Origin of the sequence: Alloactinosynnema sp. L-07 (assembly GCF_900070365.1) — a bacterium.
Taxonomy (GTDB): domain Bacteria; phylum Actinomycetota; class Actinomycetes; order Mycobacteriales; family Pseudonocardiaceae; genus Actinokineospora.
Window position 1 is genome coordinate 6311795 of record NZ_LN850107.1, and the last position, 18533, is coordinate 6330327.

Consider the following 18533-nt stretch of genomic DNA (forward strand, 5'->3'; position numbering starts at 1 on the left):
GGCTTACACAGAAATCGTGACAGGCTCGTGAACTCGGCGGTCTGCTGAAAGCCCATCGTGAGAAGGCCGGACTGACCCTTCGAGACCTGGGGGAGCTGGTCGGACGATCCGCCACCCTCCTTCACCGCCTGGAGACTGGGGAGCGCACTGAGACCTCGGAAATCGAGGTAGTGCACTACCTCGCCTCCTGCCGCGTGAGCCACCGGGAGGTCGAGGATCTGGTTCGGTTCTGCAAAGAGGTCAACGTCAACCGGGGATATTGGCTCGCCACAACCGGTCCATGGATGTGTGATTCGCTGCGTTCGCTCGTCTTCCATGAGGCGAGGGCCACCCGGATCGTCAACTATCAGCCGGAGATGATCCCCGGCCTGCTGCAGACTGAGCCTTACATCCAAGCGCTGTTTTCCCGCGAGGACATCCCGAGCGATCAGCGCCAGGAGCGGGTGAACGCCCGCCTTGAACGACAGAAGGTCCTCTTCCGCAACCGCCCCGCGAAGTTCACCTTCATCATCCACGAGCGCGGGTTGCGGCTGGAGGTAGGTGACAACAAGGTGATGGCAGAGCAGCTACTCGCGATGCTGTTCTTCGCCGACCGATGGAACATCAGCATCCGCGTGATCCCCGCTGTCGCACGCCATCGCGGCATCTTCGGCGGTCCCTTCGTCTACTACGACTACGAGAAGTCCTTGCCGCTGACGTATGTCCAGGGGTCTGTGGCGGATTCTTTGTCGAAGACGCCAACTTCCTGGACAAGCAGCGCGCACTCCTTCGGCAGATGGTCAGTGTCGCCCTCGATGAGGAAGAATCCCGGTTGCTCATCGCCGCGCTGGCGGATGAGTACGACCGGGCGGAAGGCACTTGGGATGACCCATGGCGGGTGGCGGAAGAGCAGCTTTAGCAACGACTCGCAGACCGACTGCGTCGAGATCTCTCTTAAGGATGATCACGCGGGTATCCGGGACTCCAAGAATGTCGACGGCCCCCGACTGGCCGTCGACACCCCCGGATGGTCCGCGTTCCTCACAACCGTCAAACGCTGAGCAACTGCGCGCAGCGGATCAGGCCCAGGTGGGAGTACGCCTGCGGGTGGTTGCCCAGTGACCGCTCGGCGATCGGGTCGTACTCCTCCGGCAGCAGACCCGTCGGACCGGCCGCGTCCACGATCTGAGCGAACAGGTCCTCCGCCTCCGGGCGTCGACCCGTCAGCAGATACGCCTCGATCATCCACGCCGCGCACAGGTGGAAACCGCCCTCGTCGCCGGGGAGGCCGTCGTCGCGGTGGTAGCGGTAGACCGTTGAGCCTGACCGCAGTTCCGCTTCGACCGCCGTGACCGTGGCGTGGAAGCGGTCGTCGGTCGGGTCGATCAGGCCGACCATCCCGATCAGCAGGGTCGCCGCGTCCAGATCCGTGCCGTCGTAGGCCGTGGTGAAGGACTTGACCTCGTCGTTCCAGCCGTTGGTGAGCACGTCGGTGGAGATCTGCTCGCGCAGGGCGGCCCACTCGGGCTCCGGTTCGCGGCCGTAGGTCGCGGCCAGGGTCAGCGCGCGGTCGATCGTCAGCCAGCACATGACCTTCGAGTACACGTGGTGGCGCGGGCGGTGCCGCTCTTCCCAGATGCCGTGGTCGGGCTCGTGCCAGCGGCGCGTGACGGCCTCGGCCATCGCGCGGACCATGCGCCAGTCGTCGTCGGTGAGGGTGCCGCGCGCCTGGGACAGCGCGACGACCAGGTCGACCACGGGGCCGAACACGTCGAGCTGGACCTGCTGGTTGGCGAGGTTTCCGACGCGCACCGGGCGTGAACCCGCGTAGCCGGGCAGGGTGTCGATCACGGCTTCGGGGCCGAGGGTGGTGCCCGCGATTGTGTAGAGCGGGTGCAGCCGCTCGGGGCCGGGCAGAGTGGCGAGCACGCCGTGCACCCAGCCGAGGAACGCCTCCGCCTCGGCCGTGGAACCCAGTGACACCAACGCTTTCGCCGTCATCGACGCGTCGCGCAGCCAGCAGTAGCGGTAATCCCAGTTGCGGATACCGCCGATCTCCTCCGGCAGCGACGTCGTCGCGGCGGCCATGATCGCGCCGGTCTCGCTGTGGCACAGGCCGCGCAGGGTCAGCGCCGAACGGGCCACCAGGTCCTTCTCGACGGGCGGCAGGACCAGGGTGTCCAGCCATTCCGACCAGTAGGCACCGGCGATCGCCTTGCGGTCGGCCTCGACGGTCGAGTGCGGCGTCAGATCGTTGGTGCCGCACCGTAGTTCGAACACGACCGGGCCGTGCTCCGGGTGGATCACCGCGCGTGCGGAGTCGTGCATCCCGTCCGACGTGATCTCCCACGTCACCCCGGGCGCTAGCAGCGCGATCGGGTCGGACACCCCGCGCACCAGCAGGCCCTCACCGGACTCCACGAGCCGGACCTGCACCTGCCCGAACTCCGGCCGCGGCGCGAACTCCACGACCGCGGGCGACGTGCCGGACACCACGCGGGTCAGGTCGGTGCGGTGGGAGAGCGCGGCGTGGTCGAGGTAGTCGGTGACCAGGAGCCCGGCCCAGCGGGTCTCCACGGTCATCGTGCCGGGGAGGTAGCGCTGGCCCAGCGGCAGGCCACCGCGTTCCGGCGAGATGGAGAAGTGCCCGGCCGACGGGCCGCCGAGCAGGTCGGCGAACACCGCCGCCGAGTCCGGCTCGGGGTGGCACATCCAGGTGAGCCGCGCGTCCGGGGTGACCAGCGCGACCGAGCGCTCGCTGGACAGCATCGACAGCCGCTCGATCGGCGGCGCCTGCTCGCCGTAGAGCCAGTTCTGGCGCTCCTCCAGCATGAACGCGAGCACGGTCGCGACCTCCACCGGATCGTTGATCCGGTACACCGCAAGGCTTTCGCCGTCGCCGACCTTGATCCCCACGTCCGGGCCGTGTAGCCGCGCGAAGGCCTTCTCATCGGTGACGTCGTCGCCGACGAAGACCGCCGCCGTCGCGCCGACCTGGTGGCGGAGCACGTCGAGGGCGTGGCCCTTGTCGGTGTGGATCACCGCCAGCTCGACCACGGCCTTGCCCTCGGTGACCTGCACACCCTCCCAGGTGCACGGCCCGGAGCGGACCGCGGCGAGCACCCGCTCGCCGACCTCGGCGTCCGCGCGGCGCACGTGCACCGCGATGCTGGCGGGCTTGACCTCCAGGTGCACGCCGGGCGCGCCCTCGATCAGTTGCTCCAGCTCGGTCTCGATGAGCAGGTGCAGCGAGCGCGCCTGCTCGTCGAGCGCGTGGACGAACCCCACGTCGAACTCCGAGCCGTGGCTGCCGACGAGGTGCACCTCCGACGGCAGCCGCGACAGGGTCGCCAGATCCCGCAGCGCGCGGCCGGAGATGACCGCGGTGGTGGTCTCGTGCAGCCCGGCCAGCGACCGCAGCGCGCCCACCGACTCGGAGTGCGGCCTGGCTTGCTCGGGATCCTCGACGATGGGGGCCAGGGTGCCGTCGTAATCGCAGGCGACCAACAGACGTGGGGTCCTGGCGACCTGCACGATGGCTCTGCGCAGGTCGGCGGGAAGGGACTCGGCGGTCAACGCCTTCTCCTTGTGGCCTGAGGGGCTGAGGGGTGTTGGAGAGGTGGCGTGCGTGAGATCCGTGATCGAGGTGGTTCCTGGCGGTGCGGCCGGATCGTCCTCATACCGGGCGTATTCGGGCGATCCGGCCGTGCCGTCAGGGGCCGCCTCGGCGCGGATATCGCGTGCGCCACCTCTCCAACACCTCCTAGGGACTGTGCTCAGGGTTCAGCGCGTCTAGGAACGATCGCGCCCACCGGTCGACGTCGTGGGTCAGCACCTGACGTCTCAAAGCGCGCATCCTACGGCGGCCTTCTGCTGGATCGATCGTGAGGGCCGCATGCATGGCGTTCTTGACACCGTCAAGATCATGAGGATTCACCAGGAAGGCGCTCGTCAGCTCCGCGGCGGCCCCCGCGAATTCAGACAGCACCAGCGCGCCGCCGAGGTCGTGGCGGCAGGCGACGTACTCCTTGGCGACGAGGTTCATCCCGTCGCGGACCGGCGTCACGAGCATGACGTCGGCGGCGGAGAAGAACGCGGCCAGCTCCGCGCGGTCGACCGACTGGTGCAGGTAGTGCACGACTGGTCGGCCGACCTTGGCGAACTCGCCATTGATCCGGCTGACCACCTGCTCGATGTCGTTGCGCATGCGCTGGTAGTGCTCGACGCGCTCCCGGCTGGGGGTGGCGAGCTGGATCATGGCGACCTCGGACGGGTCGATCCGGCCCTCGGACAGCAGCTCCTGCAGCGCGTAGAGCCGCAGGTCGATGCCCTTGGTGTAGTCGAGGCGGTCTACGCCGAGCAGGATCTTCTTCGGGTTGCCCAGGTCGGAGCGGATCTGGGCGGTCCGCGCGACCGTCTCGCGCTTGCGGGCCAGCGCGTCGAGGCCGTTGGAGTCGATCGAGATGGGGAACGCGCCGACCCGGACCGCGCGGTCGCCGACCTGGATGACACCGGGCCGCGTCCGCACGCCGACCGCGCCGCGGGTCGGTTCGAGCCCGAGGAGCCGCCGGGCCAGCCAGAGGAAGTTCTGCGCGCCGCCGGGCCGGTGGAAGCCGACCAGGTCGGCGCCCAGCAGGCCGCGCACGATCTCCGCGCGCCACGGCAGCTGCATGAACAGCTCGGTCGGTGGGAACGGGATGTGCAGGAAGAAGCCGATCCGCAGGTCAGGGCGCTGTTCGCGGAGTATGGCTGGGGCGAGCTGGAGCTGGTAGTCCTGGATCCACACCGTCGCGTTCGGGGCGGCGACCTTGGCGCACGCGTCGGCGAAGCGGTGGTTGACCTTGACGTAGCTGTCCCACCAGCCGCGGTCGAACTCGGGCGGGGCGACGACGTCGTGGTAGAGCGGCCAGAGGGTCGCGTTGGAGAAGCCCTCGTAGTAGTCGCGGACCTCGTCGGCGGTCAGGGTGACCGGGTGCAGCCGGAGCCCGTCCTCGGTGAACTCGTCGACCTCGACGTCGGCGACCCCGGGCCAGCCGACCCAGGCACCGGTGTGGCTGCGCAGGAAGGGTGCGAGCGCGGTGACCAGCCCGCCGGGGCTGTGCTTCCAGCGTTGGGTGCCGTCGGGCAGACGTTCGAGGTCGACCGGCAATCGGTTGGCCGCGACAATGAAGTCGGAGCCATTGTTGCTGCTCATGAGACCACCTCGCACGCTCGGTGGAATTCGCCTGCGCACTGTGACATTGGTTCGCTCGCAAGCTCGCTCACGCGGGGCATGCCTCCTCGGAACTGATGCGGTGGATCTGAGGCTAGTCACTCCGCGCGAGTCCCGCGTGATGCGAATGTCTACGGTTCTGTGTGATGTTCATTGGGGCGCAACGGCCCGGCCAACCGGGGACCTTGGAAGCGCCGTTCGAGTCTGCCAAGCCCGGTGCGGACCGGGTGGGCGAGGTATTCGCCGAGCACCACCCCCGCTGCCAGCGCCAACGCGACAGCGGCGGCGATCATGAGCGTCGAGAGGCCACCGGTGGTCCGCACGATCGCGAGTTCGTAGAGCGCGCGGTAGGTCGTGAGACCGGGCAGCAGCGGAACCATGCCGGACACCGCGACCACCAGCGGCGGCATCCGCAGCCTGCGTGAGATGAGCCCACCGGCGAACCCGACCACCACCGCCGCGCCCGCCGAGGCCACGATCGGCCCGGCGCCCCCGAGGACAAGCGCGCCGTACCCCGCGGTCCCCACACCCCCGGCGACACCCGCGATGAGAACGGCGCGCGGGGTGGCGTAGGAGGCGAGCGCGAAACACGCCGAGGCCGCCGCACCCGCGAGGGTCTGCACGGGCAGTCTGAGCGCGTTCGGCGGCAGCGGGTCGGCCAGCGGCGTGTCAGCCATCCCGCGCGACGGCGATGTTGAGGGCGCCCACCACACCCGCGATGAGGCCCGCGGTCATCAGCGAGACCTCCATGGTGCGACCCGCGGCGGTGACGTTGAACCCGGTGATCGCGTCTTGCACTGTCGAGACGACGGTGAGTCCCGAGAGAAGGACGGTGATCGCCGCGGCGACCAGGACAGTCGGTTTGACGTCGGGAAGCAGGCCGCTGGCCAGCAGCGCGAGAGCGGCCCCGGTGGCCAGCGCGCCGCCGACCACCTGCTGGAAGAAGAACGGAAGCGCCCGCCGGTTGAGGATCCGCCCCACCCGGTCGATCACCGCGGTGATGACCGCCGCGAACAGCGCACTCAACGCGTTGCCACCGATGAAGACCGTCACGGCGGCGGCCAGGGCGGCGTAGGACAGGGTCGCGAGCCAGCGCGGATAGGGATGGTCGGCCTCGGTGATGCGGGTGAGGTCAAGGTGGGCCTGCTCGACCTCGGCTTTCCCGCTGGTGATGCGCCCGACCAGCGTCTCGACGGCGGCCAGCCGCGTGTAGTCGAGGCTGCGGGACTGGACCACGCGCAGGGATGTCACGGGGGAGAGCTCGGTGCCCCGGTGACACGCCACGGTGATGGACGTGAAGATGACGTCGACCTCACAGTGCGGAAGCCCGTAGGCGTTCGCGACGGCGATGATCGTGGCGGTGACGTCGGCGGCGCCCGCGCCCGAGGACATCTGGACCTCGCCGATCCTGAGGGCCAGGTCGAGCACGAAGTGCACGGTGCGCTCGTCGGGCAGGGCCGGGCCTTGCTTCGGGCTTCGCTCTTGCTCGGTGAGCCTGCCGGGTACCTGCCGCTTGCCCCGGTGCGTGAACCACACAGTGATCGACCTCCTGGGGGCCCACGGTGGTGGAGCAAGGGGCCGACCGCAAGCGGGTCGACTGTCGGCTTAGGATTACCCCGGCGCCTCGCGGCGTCGTGCTGGTGTAGCTCAATTGGCAGAGCACTCGCCTTGTAAGCGAAAGGTTAGGGGTTCAAGTCCCCTCACCAGCTCCACGTTCTACCAGTGGAAACGTGGGTCCTAGTCGATCAAGCTCTGACCAGTGTCAATACCTGGCAACGAGCCGTTGAGCACAGGTCATAGCGACCGGCCGATCGCCTTGACCACAGCATCGAACCTGGCGCGGACGGACTGAGTGAGTCGAACCAGTCCGAGTTCGCGCAGTGTCTCGCCATGGAGGGCGTCGCCGTGATCGCGCCCAGTCGCGTGGGCCAAGCCGGTGATCAGTTCGGACAACTCCGCAGGCGGTATCAAGTCGAAGTCGCGGGGGCCGGCCTTCCTGATGATCGCCTTGGGCTGATCGGGCAGACGAACAGTCATGGACCTCATCTCGCGTTCGTAAAGCGGGTTGTCTGACACCAGAAGACCACGGCGTAGGGCGTTCTCGATCGCCTGGTTCAACGTCGCGGCGATGTTGTGGCCCACCCGTTGCCCGCCGGAAGATTGCACGTACACCGAATGCAGCCTTCCGATGAGCATCGGGCCCTCCACGGCCACGATGGCGACGAGGCCCTCGGCCAATCCAAGCGGCCGGGAGTCTGAGACGGGTGGATTCGACCCGAGGAACGGCGTATAGGGCCGCACGACCGGCCGGGGTAACCGAGCGCGCGCCGCAGGCGCCGCGGGTACAAGAATCTCGGCGACCACCGCGCGGGCAACAAAGTCCTCGACGACGTGCTCATCCTCTTCGGGCTGGGGTTCATCATCGACCGTTTGCACCTCGGGGGTGGGCAGTGTCGCGACAGGGGCGGGTTCCGGCGCCGGAGTCGGGACGATTTCCGGCTCCGGAGGCATCCAGCCGGACGGGTGGATCTCGTGCTCGTGCAGTGCCGACCACAGTTCGTCGAGCACCGCTGCCTGGTCGATGTAGAAGTCCGATTCGCGGATCCGGAAGAAAGTCCACCCCAACCGTTCCAGCTCACGTTGCCGAGCCGTGTCGTAGGCGTACTGCTCAGGCCCGTGCCAATGGTCGCCGTCGCATTCGATGGCCAGTCGTCCGCTGGCGCCGAGCACGACCATGTCGATGCGGAAGCCCATCACCTCGTACTGCGGATGGACGATGTAACCCTGGTCGATCAGCTTGTTGAAAACGCGCTGCTCGAACAACGAGTCGAACGGCGCCGTACGGATGTCGTCGGAGACCCGGTTCGGATGGGTCAGGTCCTCATCGCGGGTGCGGGCACTGACGCCGTAGCAGTAGTCGAGCAGGCGGAATCGCAGATCCTGGGTGTTGCGGAGTTCCCCGAGCGGTATCGAGTGGAAGACCCACATCTGATCCTTGGCCCGCGACGCCGCGACGTTGTACCGCTGCGCGTACATCTCCGTTGTCAACGGCATGAGGCGCTTGTCCGGGTCCGGGGCGTTGACCATCGACAGGAACATCACGTCACGCTCGGAGCCCTGGAAGTCCGCCGACTCGCCGCAGCGCAGGTCGCGGGCGATCAGCTCGTTCTCCGGAATCCGGTCCAACAGCGCCTTCTCCAGTGCCGCTACCTGCCTGCCGCTGCGCAGCGAGATGACACCGAAAGTCTTGCCGTCGTAGGCGGGGTCGCCGAGGCACTTCTCGATCTGGTCGACGATCGCGTCCACTTCAGCGGGATTGGTGTCCCCGCGCGTGTACCCATCGGGTACGAAGACCGGTTTCACCGGGTCAAGTCGGTCGAGGCCGTACTGCCTGACCGGGACAAGGGAGATGCCGTCAGGCGCGTAGGCGATCTTGTTGGAGAACCCGATGATCTCCGGCATGCACCGTCGGTGCTCGGTCAGGGTGATGACCTCGCCGTAGCGCATCCTGGCTTCCTCGAACAGGCTGCGCTTCGGATCCTGCCAGTTGGCCTTGTACTTGTCGTGGGGAATCCACGTGTTGGCCAGATCGCGCAACATCTGCTGGTCGACGCCGACCGCGGCGGGCGAGACCTGCTTGTCATCGCCGATGATCGCCATCTTGGGCGCGAGGTACTGGAGGAACATCGCCTCCATGCCTGCCTGCGATGCCTCATCGACAACGACCACGTCGAACATGTCGGGACTGATACGAACCTGGTCGGCGATCCGGTAGATCGGCATGATCCACACCGGCACCGACCCTCGGCACCGATCCATCGCCTCGCGGACTTCAGCACGCTTCTGGGCCGCGTACTTCCCGCCTCCACGACCGACCCTTTTCACCGCCTGGCTATAGGCCACCAGATCGGCGCGTGCTTCCCGGCTGAGGCGCTCCTTCGACACGGCGTGCCCCCATGCTCGGGTGGCCGCCATGTGTTCCACCGCTCGGCGCAGCCGGTCTTCGATCTGGTTGATCTCGGCCTGGATCGCGTTGACATCCACAGTGGTCCGATCGGTGATCCAGCGAGCTACGGCCGCCCACCGCCACGCTTGGTCAAACTCTCGAAGCCGGGCATCCCACACGGCGTCAGCGGGGTTCTCCGTCACGGAACGGGCGAGCGCGGGCGCCCCGGCGATCAGCTTGCGGTTCAGCTGAGTCGTCCGGAGCTCGATCGCGCGCACGTCAAGCAGGCGGCGGACTCGCTCGTAGGCGGTCGCGTAGCTGTTCTGGTCGCGGTCGGCGGCGGCCTGGCTCAACGCCTTGACCGCTGGGCTGGCGGAGTCCCACCTCGATTCCGCGGCCAGGGTGTCGATCGCGAGGGTGACCGGTTTGGCCGCGAGCTCGGCGGCGTCCTCGGCGTCCGCGGCTTCGATCATCGCACTGAACGCCGCGAGGTCGTGGGGGTTTTCCCAGGCGGGCATCGCGACCCCAGGCATGGTCGAGATGAACTTCCGTCGCTGGTCGATGTCGTGGCCCAACACCAGCACCGCACGCAGTTGTTCGGACTCGGTCACGTGCCAGGTGAGCCGTTCCTGAACCGTGTCCTCCGCCGGGATCACCGTGTTCTCCGGCCAGGCGCGGTCCAGTGCGTCGAGCGCGGCGCTGGCCTGGGCCCAGGCGATGAACAGGGTGAGCTGTGCTTCGGTGGTCGCGGGCAGTCCGTTCACGGCGACCCCGGTGAAGAACGACGCGGACTGCTTGACCACCTTGCTGGTCGTCAGGCCGATCTTGGGATGGCCACCAGCGTCCACTTTGAGCGGTCCGGCCTTGGCGACATGAGCGCGCAGCGTCTCGGCCATGTGGCGGAACTGGTCGATGTTGCCGGCGACCGCGACTCGGTCCATCGGGCCAAGTAAGGCGACCAGCGGCCGGCATCGGCCGATCAGCTCGCTGATCTGTCGATCACGGCTGACCCACCGCGCGCCATGGCCGGTGATCGCCTCGTGCAGCGCTGTGGGCAGCCACGGCTCCGGCCTGCGGGCGAGCGCGGCGACACGCCCGCCGATCTCGTTGACCCAAGCGCGGATGTCGCGGCGCTGCCGCGGCGACAGCGCCCGCAGGCCCGCGTAGCGCGCGTCGGCACGAGCGCTCGCATACCCCGCGCTGTGGGCGTGGGCGGCGCGTTCGGCTTCGAGTTGGCGGGCGAACACCGCGGGTTCGGGGATGTTGTCGAGCTTGACGAGTCGGAGCTGGGCTTCGCCCTTGTCCGCGAGGAACTGGGTGTCGGTGAGGTGCGCTCGCAGCTCCCGGATCTCGTCGCCGTCGAGTGGGGCTGGGGTGTCCGGCCCGCCCTGGAACATCTCGGTGACCCACCCGTAGCTGCTCGCCTGGGCCTGATGCTGCTGGGCGATGGCGGCGAGCGTCCCGCTGTAGCCGGCCCGCTCGTGCGCGTCGAGTTCGGCGGTGCGTGCGGTGAGGAGGTCATTGCGCAACTGTGCTCGGAGGCGTTCGAGGCGGTCGACCTCCTCGAGTGCCTGGCGGATGTCCGCCTGGTTGCGATCAGCGTCATGGTTGGCCGCGGCGTCGCTGATCTTGTTGACCGCGACTTTGAGGTCCGCCATGTCCTCCCGGGACGAGCCGACCACGGAGACCGCCAGCGGCTTGATCTCCTCCGGGAGTTTGTCGCGGACCTCCTTGAGCGCCCGGTCGGTCTGGGCGGTGACCAGGACCCGCTTGCCCTGGGCGAGCAGGTGCGACAGCAGTGCTGCCGCCGTGTGGGTTTTGCCGGTGCCAGGAGGGCCTTGCACCAGCGTGTGCGCACTGGCGTCGACCTTGCGCAGGATCTGAAGTTGCTTGTCGTTGACAGGCAGCGGGAGGAACGGCTCGTCCTCCACCATGACCAAGGCGCCGTCCCCGCTCGCCGCGGGCACCGTTGGTTCGTGATTGGGGTCGACGAGCGGGATCACCCCGCCGGGCACCTGACCGGATTCGGTGATTTGCGCGACGATCGTATTGTAGATGTCGATCAGGCCCTGCTGGGAACGCCGACGCAGCACCAAGGCGGGAGCGAATACGGCGACCGCGTCCTGATCAGGAGCGGGCACCGTGAGATCGTCGGCGTAGCCGCCTGCGCGATCGAGGATGTGCACGGCCCGCTGAACCAGAGCACCGACCGACTCATGGTCGAGCGGGTGGTCGCGGTAGGCGCTGGCGTCCTCGCGCACGCCTGCGAGCAGGGGTGAGGTCGTCAACGCGGGATCGAGCATGTCGGTTTCCAGCCGCGCACCGTCAGGCGCGTCGACCCGCTCGACGGTCAAAGTGGCGGTGTCGTCGTCGAACTGGACTGCGACCGGCGTGGTGAACAGATGCCGTTGGACCTCGCTGTGGTTCTCGGGAAGCCAGGAGAGCAGACCGACACCGAGAACGAGCTCGAGCTCCTCGGGATGCCCGGTGGCCTTCATGTACAGGCCGAACAGTGCCTGATAGAACTCCCGCGCGGGTCGGTCGATGAGTTCTCGCTCGGCCCACGATTCCCAGCGCCGTGACCAAGCCCGGTGTGCGTCCTGGATGTCCGGGCGATCAGCCAGGTCGATCCGGCGCAGCGGTTGGCCTGCTTCCTCGTCGGCGGGCTGGTCGGGGTCGGGCTCGGTGATGGTTGTGCGCAGTCGCGGTGGTTCGGTCGGCTTGTCCAGGTCGCCGACCAGCCACACCCGCAGCTCGGGGTTGGGCTCCGGGGCGTGCTCGCGGGGCACTCGCCGTACCAGGAGGATCGGATCGTCCTGCCGTGGCGCGTCCCGGCGGCCCGCGATCTCGATCGCCGGGTGTTCTGGGGTGCTGTGCCACCACAGGGCCGATTCGTAGTTCTCGACCATCCGCACCGGCTTCGTGCGTTGGGCCTGTGCTTGGGCGAGGAACTGGAACAGGCTCCTGGCCTTCTGGATGATGTCGGCGGATACGCCCCGCTGTTCCTGCACGTCTACCCCAGACTCGTTTGCCAGGCACGATGCGCCCTTCATGTCGTGGGCGCGGTGCTAGATGTTTCAACATTCACTCGAATGGGCGTTGCTGTGCGGTCACGCCGCACTGTCGGTGGCCGGGGCGCTGGTGCCCGCGAGCGCGTTGAGTGCTTCGCCCAGGGTCCGCCTGATCGCGGAGGTCACGCCCGCGCACTCGCGGTCGATCTTCTCGGCGCCGGCTTTGATGGTGCCCGCCGCCCGCTTGATCGTGTCGATCCGCTCCAACTGGTCCATGGCCTCGCCGATCTTCTCCTCGGCCGTGGCGATCTCCTGGTCGCCGGTGCGCGCGGTGACCGACAGCGCGGCGATCCGCAGGAGTTGGACCACGGTGCGCAGTAGGTCGGGGTCGTCGGTGTCCGGGTCGAACGCCAAGACCACCCGGCGGCTGCCGATGAGGCGCACGGTCGCGCCGCCGTTCTGCTCCGGGGTGCGGACGATCCCGAGGGACGTCGCCGCGCCGCGGTTGCGTTCGGCTTCGTCGAGGTAGCCGCCCCAGTCTCGGCGGGTGGAGTCGCTGGTCTCGATGACGACGCGAGCCGCGCCGTCGTCGGTGCTCAGCAGGCCGTCGCCTTTGCGGCAGCGGGGCAGAGCGCCCACGGTCGTGCTGGTGTCGAGGTATTCGCCGCCGAGCCCGGCCGCGATGCCTGCCATCACCAGGTTGACCCGCGCGGCGAACGATTCGCCCTTGAGCGGTGTGACCTGCGCCAGCGCCGAGGTCGCCTCCCGGACCCGCACAACGGTCGCGAGCTCGTCGATCTTGGCCGTCAGCTCGCCCTGGCTCTTCGTGAGCCGATCGGCCAGTTCGGTCTGGTTGGCCGTGAGGTGCGCGGTGTATTTGGCCATCGGCGAGGACGGGTCGCCCGGATCGAGCTGCTTGACCGCCTGGTCCAGCAGCTCCCGTGCGCTCGACCCGACCTTGGCGTCCAGGTCGCTGCCGAACTTGTCCAGCAGCGGCTGGATGCGGTCGACCAGTTCGGGGCGCTCGCCGCCGAACAGCCTGCGCAGTTCGCCCGTGAGGTCGGCTTTGGCCTGCGCGACAGCCGTGGTGAACTCCTTGCGGCTGGTCGCGTCGGCTTCCAGGATCGCGGTCCTGGCGTCTGTGGCGGCCTTGCTGACGGTGTCCGATGCCGCACGGATAGCGTGGTCGGTGAGTTCGGCCGCCCGCGCCACCGATTCGGTGGTCTTGTCGCCGACGGAGTCGAGCAGCCGCCCGACCGCCTGCGCCTCGTGCGCCTGGCCGAGCACGGACAGGGCGTGCGCGCCCATCCGCATCGCCTCGGTGACGAACGGCCGCAGGTCCGCGCGGCGGAGGGCGTCGCTGTCGTCGACGATCGGACCGCGTTCGCCGGTGGTCCACCGGCGGGCCTCGCGAACGATGTCCGCCTCATCGAGGACCGTGTCGATGACGATCGCCGTCACGTCTTGGCTGAACCGGGCTGCGCTGGTGGTGGGCACGTTGACCTCCTTGATCGACCGTGCCGCAAGCGTGGCCTCATTACTCCAACTGCGGAATGCGAAACACTGATAACCCCGCTTATCGGCGCCGACGTGATATCGACGACCAGTCGTCGATATGGTCATGGGACCACGAGCGAGGGGGTGATCAGGGCCGGTGGTGACTGTGACGTTACGCGACATCGCCGCCCTGGCCGGGGTGCGCAGGCCGGTGGTCAGCATGTGGCGCAAGCGTCCCATGGCCAGGGGAAAGCTCGTCCCGTTCCCTCTCCCCGTGAGCACGGAGGGCGGCGTGGAGCGGTTCAGCCGCGACGCGGTCCTCGACTGGCTGGAGCGCTCGGGTCGCGGCAACAACGACGAGGCCAGGCTGGACGCGCCCGCCCTCGGCGGCTTGGCGACGGCGGGCCTCGACGCGCTCACGACTTTGCTGTGCTTGCGCGCGCTTACCGAGGAGGACATGGCCGACACCGATCACGACCATCGGGTCAGCCTCGCGGAGCAGGTCGACAGCGAGGACAGGTTCCTGTTGAGCGAGGTCACCGCGCTCACCGTGGACCAGGCGGACCTGCGGTTCGTCGACGACTTGGTCGAAGCCGCCTTCAGCTTGGACGACGCGTTGGGCAGGCTGGAAGGTGGCGAGATCGGCCGAGCTGCGGCGGACCGCGACCTCAACGCCGAGGCCGTGAACCTGATACGCACGGTGGTTGCCGCCTGCGGTGCCCACCTCGATCCGGAGGGCGTGCCCCTGGTCAGCGCCGGGGAGGATGCGGCGCTGGCGGTCTCGATCGCCGCCGAGTTCTCAGAGTTGGTGGTGCCGAGTGACGGCGCGGCGGCGCGTGCACTGCGGCGTAGAGCCGCGATCCACGGCATCGCCACGACGACGTGGAACCCTGGACGGTCGGTTCGGCTGCTGTCGTTGCTCGGACGTGAGCGCGGCGCCGTGTTGGACGAACTAGACAACACGGTGTTGGAACTCGCGCCTGGCGAGATCGCGGTGATCCTGGGTCCGGCAGCCGTGTTGTGTGACGACCTTCGCCGGGACGAAGAGCGGGCCAGAGCCACCACGTTGCGGCCTGGCGGGCTGGCGCTGGCGGCTCGCTTGCCGCGCGGTCTGTGGCGCGATGCCCACCGCATGGCACTGGGACTGTGGGTGTGCGTGGGCGGAGTGTCGATCGGCAGGCCCCGCGTGGCTGATCTCGGCGCCGTGCCTCGGGGCGAGCTGGACTTGGACGACTTGACCGGCGATGTCGTGGCGGCGTTGACCGCCGACGATGCCCGGTCCTACCGCTACGCCAGGCCACACGACCTGACCGCGATCCTCAGCGGCAAACCGGTCGTGCCGCGCGGGGTGCGGGCCGTGCGGTGGGTTATGCCGGACGCGGCCCCGCACCTGGAGCGGATTCACGCGGCGACCGTGATCACCAGCGAGCCACTCTCCGGGTTCGATGTGCTGGCCACGGCAGGTCCGGGCTTGGTGGTGCTGAGCCGCCGGTCGCTGGCCGAGTTGAAGGACGCGGGCAGGGCGCGTGTCGTTCGCGGCAGCCGAATCGACCCAGCCCACGCCTATGCGAGGGGAACCGTGCCCGTGCTGGCAGCCGATGCGGTTGACCCGATGCTGGTGCTGGACCCGTTCGACGCGATGGATCACTACTCGCGCGCCCAACGCACCGAGGCAGGCGACGTCGTCTTCCGGGACACGCCGCGTCCCGCCGCGCGGGTGGACCTGGTCGGTGGTTCGCTGGTGGCGTCGCCGTCGAAGATCCTTCGGTTGGACGCGAACGCGGGGATCGGCCCACGCACGGTGGCTGCGATCATCAACAACCTGCCAGCCGACGCCGGGGAGTGGCAGACATGGACGCTGCCGGTTCTCGACAAGGCGCACGCCGAGGAACTGGAGGCGGTGATCGCCGCCGCGGCGGAGTACGACGAGCGGCTGCGGTCGCGGCGGGAAGCGGCGGGGGAGCTGATGGCGGCGCTGATCGAGGGGGTCGCGGCTGGGGCGGTGTCGGTGACGGCGCAGGGGAATGTTCGAGCGGACGTTGTGGGACTGTAGGAAGGACAACGGGAATGCCACCTCGCAAGAGGCAGGATTCGTCGGCGCCGTCGACGATGAAGGAACTGAAGGACACGTTGTGGAAGGCCGCCGACAAGCTGCGCGGGTCCCTCTCGGCGGGCCAGTACAAGGACGTGATCCTCGGCCTGGTGTTCCTCAAGTACGTCTCGGACGCCTTCGATGAGCGCCAGGAGCAGCTTCGCGACGACCTGGCCGCCGAGGGCATGGACGACGAGCAAATCGCCGAGCTGATCAACGACCCGGACGAGTACCAGGGTGCCGGGGTGTTCCTGGTGCCGGACAGGGCGCATTGGTCCTTCCTCGCCGCGAACGCGAAGGGGCTGGAGGAGGACGGCAGGTTCAAGAACATCGGCGAGCTCATCAACGAGGCGATGGTCGCGCTCGCGGAGGTGAACCCCGCTCTCAAAGGTGCTCTGCCCCGCCTCTACAACAGGGAAGGCGTTGACAAGCGCAGGCTTGGTGAGCTGCTGGACTTGTTCAACAGCGCCAAGTTCAGCAGGCAGGGTGAGCATAAGGCGCGCGACCTCATGGGGGAGGTCTACGAGTACTTCCTGGGCAACTTCGCGCGCGCGGAAGGAAAGCGGGGCGGGGAGTTCTTCACGCCGCCGAGTGTGGTCCGGGTGATCGTGGAGGTGCTGGAGCCGTCGAGTGGGCGGGTATACGACCCGTGCTGTGGGTCGGGCGGCATGTTCGTGCAGACGGAGAAGTTCATCTACGCGCACGACGGCGATCCGACGGACGTCGCCGTCTACGGCCAGGAACTCAACGAGGAGACCTGGCGGATCGCGAAGATGAACCTGGCGATCCACGGCATCGGCAACGACAACGTGGGTGCCACCTGGGGTGACACGTTCGCGCGGGACCAGCACCCGGACGTGAAGATGGACTTCGTGATGGCGAACCCTCCGTTCAACATCAAGGACTGGGCCCGCAACACCGAGGACAAGCGGTGGATCTATGGTGTGCCGCCGGTCAACAACGCGAACTATGCGTGGATCCAGCACATCCTGTCGAAGCTGCTGCCTGGCGGTAGTGCGGGTGTGGTGATGGCCAACGGTTCGATGTCCTCGAACTCGAACGGCGAGGGGGACATCCGGGGTCGGATCGTGGAGGCGGACCTGGTGTCGTGCATGGTGGCGCTGCCGACGCAGTTGTTCAGGAGTACCGGGATTCCGGTGTGCCTGTGGTTCTTCGCCAAGGACAAGAAGGCGGGGAAGCAGGGGGCGGTGGACCGGTCCGGTGAGGTGCTGTTCATCGACGCTCGCGAACTCGGCTACATGGTCGACCGCGCGGAACGCGCACTGTCCGATGAGGACATCGCGAGGATCGCCGACACTTTCCATGCGTGGCGGGGAACAAGGTCGGCAGCGACCAAGGGCCTGACGTATGAGGACGTTCCGGGCTACTGCAAGTCGGTCGGCCTAGAAGACATCAAGGCCGCCGATTACGCCCTGACCCCGGGCCGCTACGTCGGCGCCGCCGAGGTCGAGGACGACGGAGAGCCGATCGGCCAGAAGATCGAACGCCTCACCAAGGAACTGCTGTCTGCTTTCGACGAGTCGGCCAGGCTGGAAAAGGTCGTCCGCGAACAGTTGGAGCGCATCGATGGCTGAGGGAACTGTGGACGGCTGGACGGTATCGACCATTGCTCAGATCGCCGCACCTGATAAGCGAGCGATTTCGATCGGGCCCTTCGGGTCATCCCTGAAGTCCGACATGTACTCCGTGTCAGGAGTTCCGATTATTCGAGGGCAAGACATTGGTGACGGTAAACTAGTCGGCGCCGCAGATCGAGTGTATGTCCCCGAGTCTGTTGCGGCTCGATTTCCTGCGTGTATTGTCCGTTGTGGAGACCTCGTGTTCCCTCATCGTGGCGCGATCGGCAGGGTTGGGATTATCGGCGACGAGAATTACCTCCTGTCGTCTAGCATGATGAAGGTGACATGCGATGCGGGAATTGTTGACCCCCTGTATGTCTTCTATTACTTCCGTGGTCCCGGTAAGAATGAACTATTGGCGCGAGCCTCGACTGTTGGAACTCCCGGTATCGGGCAGCCGCTCCAATCGCTCAGAGGGATTCAAATCACCTTCCCGGGCCTAGTGGCGCAGCGGGCGATTGCGGAGGTGTTGGGGGCGCTCGACGACAAGATCGTCGCCAACGATCGCCTTATTTCTGCCGCCGAGGTATCGATGATCACCCTCGCGGAGTCCACAACCCGTGTCGTTGCGTTGGGTGATATCGCAGCACAGTCGACGGCTTCGCTCAAGCCTGAGGTCTTTCCGTCCATTGTGGCGCATTTCAGCTTGCCTGCGTTTGACGACAACGGCCTGCCGGAAGTGATTGATGGCGCACTCATTAAGAGTAACAAATTTCGACTCAGTCGGCCGTGTGTTCTATTGTCCAAGTTGAATCCACGTATTCCGCGGGTGTGGGATGTGGTTGATGTCAACCACGTCATGTCGCTGGCATCTACAGAGTTTGTTGTTCTGGAACCGCGCAATTTCAGCACGTCTGTACTGTGGGCGCTGCTCCGACAGTCGTCCTTCGAGGTGACGTTGCAAGGCCTTGTCGCTGGGACATCTGGTAGTCATCAGCGTGTAAGGCCTGCCGAGATGTTGCGAATCCAAGTGGGCGATCCTGCGAGTCTTGGTGGACGTGCGCGTTCCATTGTCACGCACCTTGGGGCGGTATGTCACCAGCACCGCTTGGAGTCGGCGCGGTTGGCGGCGGCGCGGGATGAGTTGTTGCCGTTGTTGATGTCGGGGAAGGTTCGGGTCAGGGACGCGGAAAGACTTGTGGAGGGGGTTGTGTGA

8 protein-coding genes, 1 tRNA gene and 1 pseudogene are annotated in these 18533 nt (G+C 67.3%); 5 read left to right on the plus strand and 5 right to left on the minus strand.

Going from position 1 to position 18533, the window contains the following annotated elements; genetic code table 11:
* Positions 1 to 41 precede the first annotated feature (41 nt).
* Entirely contained in the window at positions 42 to 1040 is a 999-nt protein-coding gene (locus BN1701_RS36960) for a Scr1 family TA system antitoxin-like transcriptional regulator (protein WP_255364689.1), read from the plus strand.
* Here the strand turns inward: BN1701_RS36960 and otsB are convergent.
* From otsB to BN1701_RS28880, 3 genes and pseudogenes are all read right to left on the minus strand, one after another.
* The gene (otsB, locus tag BN1701_RS28870; protein ID WP_054054015.1) at positions 1030 to 3555 is read right to left on the minus strand and encodes a trehalose-phosphatase; all 2526 of its coding nucleotides are present in this window, start codon (positions 3553 to 3555) and stop codon (positions 1030 to 1032) included. The genes BN1701_RS36960 and otsB overlap by 11 nt on opposite strands.
* Positions 3556 to 3742: 187 nt before the next feature.
* Positions 3743 to 5173, minus strand: coding sequence for a trehalose-6-phosphate synthase (locus BN1701_RS28875; protein WP_054054017.1), 1431 nt, complete (start codon positions 5171 to 5173; stop codon positions 3743 to 3745).
* Positions 5174 to 5322: 149 nt separating this feature from the next.
* A pseudogene (locus BN1701_RS28880) lies at positions 5323 to 6727 on the minus strand (threonine/serine exporter ThrE family protein).
* 100 nt (positions 6728 to 6827) lie between these two features.
* Here BN1701_RS28880 and BN1701_RS28885 point away from each other — a divergent pair.
* A tRNA-Thr gene (locus BN1701_RS28885) sits at positions 6828 to 6903 on the plus strand.
* Positions 6904 to 6985: 82 nt separating this feature from the next.
* On the opposite strand, the gene BN1701_RS28890 is transcribed toward BN1701_RS28885, so the two are convergent.
* Positions 6986 to 12148, minus strand: a complete 5163-nt coding sequence (locus tag BN1701_RS28890; RefSeq protein ID WP_054054019.1) for an AAA domain-containing protein — start codon at positions 12146 to 12148, stop codon at positions 6986 to 6988.
* Positions 12149 to 12247: 99 nt separating this feature from the next.
* Positions 12248 to 13645: a hypothetical protein gene (locus tag BN1701_RS28895; protein ID WP_054054021.1), complete on the minus strand. Its 1398-nt coding sequence runs from the start codon at positions 13643 to 13645 to the stop codon at positions 12248 to 12250.
* A 166-nt stretch (positions 13646 to 13811) separates the two neighbouring features.
* Between BN1701_RS28895 and BN1701_RS28900 the strand changes: the two genes are divergently transcribed.
* The 3 genes from BN1701_RS28900 to BN1701_RS36115 are packed head-to-tail and all read left to right on the plus strand — an operon-like array spanning position 13812 to position 18533.
* Complete coding sequence (locus BN1701_RS28900) at positions 13812 to 15698, plus strand: hypothetical protein (protein WP_054056214.1); 1887 nt, start codon at positions 13812 to 13814, stop codon at positions 15696 to 15698.
* A gap of 14 nt (positions 15699 to 15712) precedes the next feature.
* Positions 15713 to 17332 carry a class I SAM-dependent DNA methyltransferase gene (locus BN1701_RS28905; protein ID WP_054054023.1) on the plus strand — a complete coding sequence of 540 codons (1620 nt, stop codon included), beginning with the start codon at positions 15713 to 15715 and terminating at the stop codon, positions 17330 to 17332.
* The gene (locus BN1701_RS36115; protein ID WP_157368276.1) at positions 17325 to 18533 is read left to right on the plus strand and encodes a restriction endonuclease subunit S; all 1209 of its coding nucleotides are present in this window, start codon (positions 17325 to 17327) and stop codon (positions 18531 to 18533) included. The genes BN1701_RS28905 and BN1701_RS36115 overlap by 8 nt, the downstream gene beginning before the upstream one ends.